We start from the raw sequence: 7,342 nt of genomic DNA, 5'->3' as shown, positions 1-7,342 counted from the left end.
CCACCCTCGACGCCGGCACCGCCTACGGCCGGATCAGCAACGCCCTCAACAACACCGACGGCGCCGCCGCCGGCCTCACCATCCGCGCCACCACCACCCACGGCGACATCACCGCCCGCAGCATCTGACCCACAACCGCCCACACACGACCCTGAACAGCAGCACCGACCCACGGCCGCCGGCCTCGGACGCACCCGGACCCGGCACACACACCCAGCCACCCCACGGGCGAAGCCGCCACTGCCCGGACCACACCGAACCACCCCGGCACACACAAACCCCGAACAGCACCCGTCCCCCGAAGTCCCCCTCACAGGCTGCGGGGAGCGGCTCAGCCCGTCGTACGGCGGCGGCCGGAGCCACCCCCGCGCCTCCGAGTGAGAGGTGACGGCCGGGGCGGGGGGCCTGCCGGGCTCCCCCCAGGGCGGGCGGGGCGGGAGCCCGTCCTCTAGGGTCCATCACGGCGGCCCGGCGGGCGGTCCGCGCGGTGCGGGCCGGCAACGGCCCCGGAGGGCAGGGGGAACTGATGGAATCTTTGCGGCCCGGTGACCCGCTGGAGATCGGCGGGTACCGTCTGCTGGCACGCCTCGGATCGGGAGGCATGGGCGAGGTGTTCCTGGCCCGGACGGCGTCCGGGCGGGCACTGGCGCTGAAGACCGTGCACCGCGAGCTGAGCCTGGACGCGGACTTCGCCCACCGCTTCGACCGGGAGATACGCACCAGCGACCGGGTGCGCAGCCCGTGGACGGTATCGGTGGTCGATTACAGCGCGCCGGGAGCGTCACCGCAGTGGCTGGCGACCGAGTACGTGCCCGCGCCGTCCCTGGGCGACTGGGTCCGCACGCGCGGGCCCCTGGAGACACCGGCCGTACGCAGCCTGGGACGGCAGCTCTCGGCGGCACTCGTCGGCGTACGGGCGGCAGGGGTGGTCCACCGTGACATCAAACCCGCGAACGTACTGCTCGGCGCCGAACGCCCCTTCCTCATCGACTTCGGCATCGCCCGCACGGTCCGCGACCCCCGCCACACCCGCACCGGCACCGTCATCGGCACCCCCGGCTTCCTGGCCCCGGAACAGGCCACCGGCACGGTGGCCGGAGCCCCGGCCGACGTGTTCTCCCTCGCCGCGGTACTCGTGTACGCGGCGACCGGCCACAGCCCCTTCCTCGCGGACGGCGAAGAACTCGACCTGCCCGCCCTCCTCTACCGGATCGTGCACGACGAACCCCGGCTCGACGGAGTACCACAGCCACTGCACGCACTCGTGCGGCAGTGCCTGGCCAAAGACCCGGAGCAACGCCCCCGAGCCGAAGACATAGCAGCCCGGCTCGCCGACGAGGTCCCCGAACAAGGCTGGGGACCTGCCGCACCCCAGGCCCTGACGACCGAGACCCGACGCCGGGAGACCGAACTCCACCACCTCCTCACCCACCCCCAACCCACCACCACCGGAACCACCGGGGCGGACGGCACTCCCGCAACTCCCGGCACTCCGGAGGCGGTCCGCACTCCCCCCGTGCCCGCAGCCGCCCCCGTACCTGTACCCGTACCGCTGTCGCCTCCTCCGTCGCCGGCGGTCTCGCCGTCGCCGGGGGTCCTCGCGGGTGCCGGGACCGCGCCGAACTCCCCCGCACCCCCGGGGCGCGGGCCGGGGCGGGCGGTCCTGCGCTCACGCGGCGCCGGTACGGCCGCGGGTGCCGCCGCCGTCGCCGCGGCCGTCGCAGTAGCCGTATGGCTCCCCGGACACCGCAACGACAGCAACAATGACGGCGACGGCGGGCGCGGGTCGGCCTCCCCCGGTCCCACCTCCCCCGCCCCCTCCTCGCCCGCACAGCCGGCCGGCCCGGCAGGCGCGCTGCCGGCCGCGTGGACCGGCACCTGGACCGGTGTCGGGCCCGGAACGCCGGAGGCCGACGGCATCTCCCGGGCCCGCACAGGCGAGTTCTCCGTCACCGTCACACTCAACGGCGGAACGGTCGGCGAACTCGTGGGCCGGCAGGTCAGCGACCTCAAGGAGACCTCCACCGGGCGGAACCTCGGATGCACCGAAGCCCTCAGACTGCAGCAGGTCCGCGGAAACGGCGCGGTGTTCGAGGCCGTGACCAGCCACCCCACCGACCGCACGGCGGTCCTCGAATGCCCCCGAGGCAACCTGTACGTCCTGACGATGACGGAACCGGACCGCCTCACACTGGAATCGGAGGGCGCGCAGTCGGCGGGAGCTCCCACCGCGCTGAACCGCCGCCCGTGAGCCCCACACCCTTTGACCTCGACCGGACTTGATGTTCTACACATGGAGTCATGACCACTCCTCTGCGTACCGCCCTCGTCGTCGGCAGCACCCGGGAAGGCCGGTTCGGCCCGACCGTCGCCCGCTGGTTCCAAGCCGTGGCCGCCGCCCGCGCCGACATCGACCTGACCGTCACCGACCTCGCGGACGCCGACCTCCCGGCACACTGGACCACCGACCTCACACCCCGCGGCCGCGCCTTCGTCGAACACCTCGCCTCAGCGGACGCCTACGTAGTCCTCACCCCCGAGTACAACCACTCGTTCCCCGCCTCCCTGAAACAGGCCATCGACATCGCCGGACCCATCTGGCGGCGCAAGCCTGTCGGATTCGTTTCCTACGGCGGCCTCTCCGGCGGCCTGCGCGCCGTGGAGCAGCTCCGCCCGGTCTTCGCCGAACTCCACGCCACCACCCTCCGCGAAACCGTCAGCTTCCACCGGTTCCCCTTCGACGAAACCGGTACACCCCACGACGCCGACACCGCAGCGCAAGCCGCAACAGTCCTCCTCGACGACCTCCATTGGTGGGGCCACGCCCTGCGCACGGCGCGCCGACACGACGAGACACCGACCGAAACCGCCTGACCAACCCGAACGCCCCGTCCACGGCGTCCGTCGCAGCAGGTGGCGACCGCCCGGTGACGTTCGACGCGGTCGACGACCCGCACGACCCGCTGCGTGGTGAGTTGGAGAACGGTCGGCGGGATTCGCCGGAGCGGTCGGGTCAGCCCTGTTTCCGGCTGTCGTCGCCGAGGCTCGGCGGCAGGGGGTCGGTGAGGTAGCGCTGGATGGTGGGGGCGATGAGGTCGGCGACGGAGGAGGCGGGGAGTGTGGCGACGGTGCCGATCTGCCAGATGTAGCGGTTCATGACCATGCCCACGATCTGGGTGGAGATGAGGCTGGCCCGCAGGTCGCGTTCGGTGTCGGGCACGCTGTGGGAGACGACGGCCAGTACGAGTTCGGAGAACAGCTGCCGCAGGCGTTCCAGGGCGGCGGGTTCCTGGGCGGCGGTGAGGACGATGGCGCGCAGGATCTCGGCCGGGACGGGGTCCTCCCACAGGTCCAGGGCGGCCTGCACGAATGCGTGCCCCCGGCGGTCCATGGGCTGTTCGGCTGCGGCGGCCACGGCTGCGCCGAACTCCGCTGGAGGTTTCATCACCTCTTCCAGCAGCCCGACCTTGGTGCGGAAGTAGTAGTTCACCAGGCCGGGGTCGACACCGGCCTCCTGGGCGACCGACCGCAGTGAGGTCGCGGCGTAGCCACGCGTGGCGAAGGATCTGCGAGCGGCGGCGACGATCTTGTCCGCCTGCTCTCCGCGTTCACCCCGAGGGCCTCGGCCAGTCACACCGCATCACCTACCGTACCGGTTGCCGGAGGGGGCTTCCCCTCGGCGAGAGTTTCAGCATACGTTGAAATTAGTTTCCACATGTGAGGAAATTACGAAGACGTCCGTCCGGGGCGAGACCCGTGTGGCCATCTTCGGCAACCTGACCGACGACCCCGAACCCAAGGTTCACCCCGGGAGGCACCGCAGTCGCCGCGTTCCGCGTTGCATCCACTCCGCCCACGGCCGCCGCGTGGGCCCGCACAACAGCTCACAGGTGCCTTTTCAGCCCCTCGCCGTGTCCGCGTGCGTGAGCACCACTTCGACCCCGGACAAGGAGTCCCACCCCCGTGCACCGCACACCCGACGCCGTCACCCTCGCTTCCCTCGACACTCACCGCCTGATCGTCACCCTTCCGAACCAGGGCCCCGCCGACGTCCGCTCGAACCTCCCGCGCGCCACTGCCGCCGCCCTGCTGCGCCGCCTCGCCGACGATCTCTACCCCGAGCAGCTCCTCCCCGTCCTGCCCGGGGAAACGTTCACCGCCCTCACCCAGCAGCTCACCCGCCGCCACCGCCCCGCCGAGGCCGCCCGGCACGCCGTCGACGCCCTCGCCCACCACACCCGCGAGCTCGCCGACATGCTCGCCGCCGCCCTCGACCGAGGCATCCCCGCCGAAGCCCCGTCGGCCGGCCGACGGGGCTGGTCTCGATGCTGCGCAGCCACGCCGTCAATCTCGGCAGCCCGCCCCGGACCACCGGCGACAATGTGCTCCACCTCGCCGCCGCCCGCCTCACCCGCCGCACGCAGCGATGAGCAGCGACACCACCCCGCCACGCACCGGCCCCCGCCGACCGACCAGCGGCTGACGGACACCCAGCGGGAACAGGTCGAAGCCGTTGCGAGGAGGCCTACTTCGTGCCGACCCGGCTTTCCCGACGGCGGACGGATCGGCCGGGCTCCGGTTCAGGTCCGCCGACGGGGGAAGGCGCAAAGGGACCGAGTCGAACGCTGGGTGCGGGCCGGCGCGGTATCCGTCGGCCTGTGCCGACGCAGCAGCGCAGGTTGACCGGGGCCGAGAACCCCGACGAAGGGAGTGAGCGTCATGCGCATCGCGTTTCTGACCGCCGCGGAGGGTGTGGAGGAGGTCGAGCTCACCGTGCCCTGGAAGGCCGTCGAGACGGCCGGCTGGATCCCGCAGCTGGTATCGACCGAGCCCGGACGGGTGCAGGCCTTCAATCACCTCGACAGGGCGAACACCTATCCCGTCGACCATCTGCTGGCCGGCGACACCTCGGATGCCTTCGACGCGCTGGTGCTGCCGGGCGGTGTCGCCAATCCCGACGCACTACGCATGAACGAACGGGCTGTCGGCTTCGTCCGGAGCTTCTTCGAGACCGGCAAGCCGGTCGCGGCGATCTGCCACGCGCCCTGGACCCTGGTCGAAGCCGATGTCGTACACGGCAGGACGCTGACATCGTGGCCCAGCCTGGCGACCGACATCCGCAACGCGGGGGGCAGCTGGGTCGACGAGGAGGTACGGGTGTGCCACGCGGCTCCGGCGACGCTCATCACCAGCCGCAAGCCCGACGACCTCGACGCCTTCTGCAGCACGCTCGTGAAGGAGTTCACCCTCGCGGCGCAGGCGTAACGGCACGCTGCCCGTCCTGGAACAGGTTTGCGGTGTCGCCGGTGTCGCCAGGGATCCTTGCTCGGGCGGACGCCTCGGCCAGGCCCCGCGCCACCTCGGGTCCGGGGACTCGCCGCGCACCGTTCGGCGGCCGCCACGCCATGTACGGCGCGACGGCCACCCAGTCGTTCCTTCACCCGGCGCGCGGCCTTGCGGGCCGGCGGGGCCGGGCCCGTGTCAGACCTGGCCCCGCCACTGTCCGGTGGCAGTGCCGCGGTCTTCGATGAAGTGCTTGAAACGCTTCAGGTCGCCCTTGACCTGACGGTCGACGAAGCCGAGCTTGTCGCCGATGTTCTCCGCCATCCCCTCGGGGTCGAAGTCCATCATCAGCGTGACCTGCGTATGGGTGGGATCGATGGGCCGGAAGGTCACCAGCCCGGACTGCTCGGTCTCGCCTCCGACGGTCACCCACGCCACCTTGGTATCCGGGATCTGCTCGGTGATCTCCGCGTCGAACTCCCGCTCGACACCACTGATCTTGGTCACCCAGTGCGTGAGCGTGTCCGTACGCTGCTCGATCCGCTCCACCGCGTCCATGAACTGCGGGAACGACTCGAACTGCGTCCACTGGTCATACGCAGTACGGACCGGAACGTCGACCTCGATGGACTCCTTGACCTTCGACATGACCTGTCTCCTTCGATCTGTGCTGGTGAAGCGGGAACCGGGCGGTCTCGAGCCTGGCCGACTCCCGCACGGGCACCCGCATCCGTGCCCGCTCACCGCGCGCCTGCCCCGACAACCAGGTGGTGACTCCCCGAACGAGCCCACTTCCCGGCCAGGCAGCCCCCCAGCAGTCGCGGCCCCCGCCTTCTCACTCCTTGAGCCGCGGGACCACGGCGGCCGCCTGGAGGCAAACTGCTGACAACCATGGGCGCGGACTCCCGCACCATCAGACCCCCCGCTACATGTGCGGCTGGCCGTAGTACTTGCCGAACTGCTCGAGGTAGGAAGGCTTGCCGCCGTACTTTGACGGGTCGAACTCGGGTGCGTCCTTGATCTGGTCCTTGGTCCGGTCGACGTAGACCTTCTCCTCCACCGTGTCGATCAGTCTGATCGTCCCGGCGGGCAGCAGCACGTCCTTGCCGAAGATCCACGCTCCGGTGTCCACGACCAGGTAGGAGGCGCCGACTTCCTCGGAATGCTTGCTGATCTTGCCGATGCTGCCGTCCGTGGCCTCGACCTTGTAACCGACGATGTCAGTACCGGCTTGGTATCCCGTGTCCGGACGGTAGACCCAGATGTCGAACTCGGTCACGGCGGACTCCTCTTCTCACGCGTCTCCTCACGCGCATGGGCCCGTTCAGTGGCCCAACGCCCCCTTGAGCTCTGCCTTGTCCATCTTCGAACGGCCCTCGATGCCCTTCTGCTTCGCCTCGTTGTACAGCTGTTCCTTGGTGGGGCCCTGCGCACCGCTGTGGGAGCGCCGACCGCCGCGCCTGGAGGACGACATGTCCTGGACCGAGGACCGGGACGCGGCCTTCGACTCGCCGGAGCGGGCGCGTTCCTTGTTCACGGTGCGGGCCGCGATCTCCTTGGCACGCTTCGTGCTCTCGCCACGCTCCTCGGCGCTCTCCTTGATGTGCTCGTACTGCCGTTCCCGCTTCGGACTGGAACCACGAGGCATGACAACCTCCTCAGCTCGTAGTGCGATCTCGGTACCTGTGCTGCGTCTTCCCGCACCGGACGGGGACACACCGGAACGCCGGTGCGCAGCTGCCGGCACGCGGCCATGAGGATCACCTGCTTGCAGGCGCAGGCGTTGCGGTGAGGAGGGGGCGGGTGTCGGTGAGGTTCAGGAGCCGCTCGACCTGTCGGCCGGCCGCCGTGACGTGCAGGCTGCGTCCGGCCTGGAGGGCCGCGTGGTGGGCGGTCAGGAGGGTGTTGAGGCCGGCGCAGTCGCAGAAGGTCACCTGCTCCAGGTCCACGAGCAGGGTCGCGCGGTGGGAGACGAGGGCGGCCAGGAGGGCCTCGCGGAGGAACGCGGCGTTGTCGAAGTCGATCTCGCCGCTCACCACCACCTGAACCGTCCCGGGCA

Annotated in this window: 9 protein-coding genes and 1 pseudogene; 5 read left to right on the top strand and 5 right to left on the bottom strand. The window is 70.7% G+C overall.

Features of this window, described 5'->3' with window-relative positions:
• From ACZ573_RS38225 to ACZ573_RS38215, 3 genes and pseudogenes are all read left to right on the top strand, one after another.
• Positions 1 to 128, top strand: a pseudogene (locus tag ACZ573_RS38225) (DUF4097 family beta strand repeat-containing protein); the annotation flags it as partial.
• Between the two features lie 398 nt (positions 129 to 526).
• On the top strand, positions 527 to 2,251 hold the full coding sequence (locus ACZ573_RS38220) for a serine/threonine-protein kinase (RefSeq protein WP_471313522.1): 1,725 nt from the start codon (positions 527 to 529) through the stop codon (positions 2,249 to 2,251).
• Between the two features lie 50 nt (positions 2,252 to 2,301).
• Complete coding sequence (locus tag ACZ573_RS38215) at positions 2,302 to 2,874, top strand: NADPH-dependent FMN reductase (protein ID WP_471313520.1); 573 nt, start codon at positions 2,302 to 2,304, stop codon at positions 2,872 to 2,874.
• A gap of 139 nt (positions 2,875 to 3,013) precedes the next feature.
• Here ACZ573_RS38215 and ACZ573_RS38210 read toward each other — a convergent pair whose 3' ends face one another.
• The gene (locus tag ACZ573_RS38210; RefSeq protein WP_471313517.1) at positions 3,014 to 3,634 is read right to left on the bottom strand and encodes a TetR/AcrR family transcriptional regulator; all 621 of its coding nucleotides are present in this window, start codon (positions 3,632 to 3,634) and stop codon (positions 3,014 to 3,016) included.
• A gap of 329 nt (positions 3,635 to 3,963) precedes the next feature.
• Here ACZ573_RS38210 and ACZ573_RS38205 point away from each other — a divergent pair, with 329 nt between their 5' ends.
• On the top strand, positions 3,964 to 4,683 hold the full coding sequence (locus ACZ573_RS38205) for a hypothetical protein (RefSeq protein ID WP_471313514.1): 720 nt from the start codon (positions 3,964 to 3,966) through the stop codon (positions 4,681 to 4,683).
• A 36-nt stretch (positions 4,684 to 4,719) separates the two neighbouring features.
• Positions 4,720 to 5,265, top strand: coding sequence for a type 1 glutamine amidotransferase domain-containing protein (locus ACZ573_RS38200; protein ID WP_471313511.1), 546 nt, complete (start codon positions 4,720 to 4,722; stop codon positions 5,263 to 5,265).
• 216 nt (positions 5,266 to 5,481) lie between these two features.
• Here the strand turns inward: ACZ573_RS38200 and ACZ573_RS38195 are convergent, their stop codons facing one another.
• The 4 genes from ACZ573_RS38195 to ACZ573_RS38180 form a co-directional block, all read right to left on the bottom strand.
• Positions 5,482 to 5,931 carry an SRPBCC family protein gene (locus ACZ573_RS38195; RefSeq protein ID WP_471313508.1) on the bottom strand — a complete coding sequence of 150 codons (450 nt, stop codon included), beginning with the start codon at positions 5,929 to 5,931 and terminating at the stop codon, positions 5,482 to 5,484.
• 277 nt (positions 5,932 to 6,208) lie between these two features.
• On the bottom strand, positions 6,209 to 6,562 hold the full coding sequence (locus ACZ573_RS38190) for a PRC-barrel domain-containing protein (protein ID WP_471313505.1): 354 nt from the start codon (positions 6,560 to 6,562) through the stop codon (positions 6,209 to 6,211).
• Positions 6,563 to 6,607: 45 nt separating this feature from the next.
• A complete protein-coding gene (locus ACZ573_RS38185; RefSeq protein WP_471313501.1) occupies positions 6,608 to 6,931 on the bottom strand; it encodes a plasmid stabilization protein in 324 nt (107 codons plus the stop codon).
• A 112-nt stretch (positions 6,932 to 7,043) separates the two neighbouring features.
• Positions 7,044 to 7,342: STAS domain-containing protein (locus tag ACZ573_RS38180; protein ID WP_471313498.1), on the bottom strand; the 299-nt coding region annotated here is incomplete at its 5' end.

The organism is Streptomyces sp. NPDC040545 (genome assembly GCF_055595065.1).
This window is presented reverse-complemented; position numbering and strand designations above follow the sequence as displayed.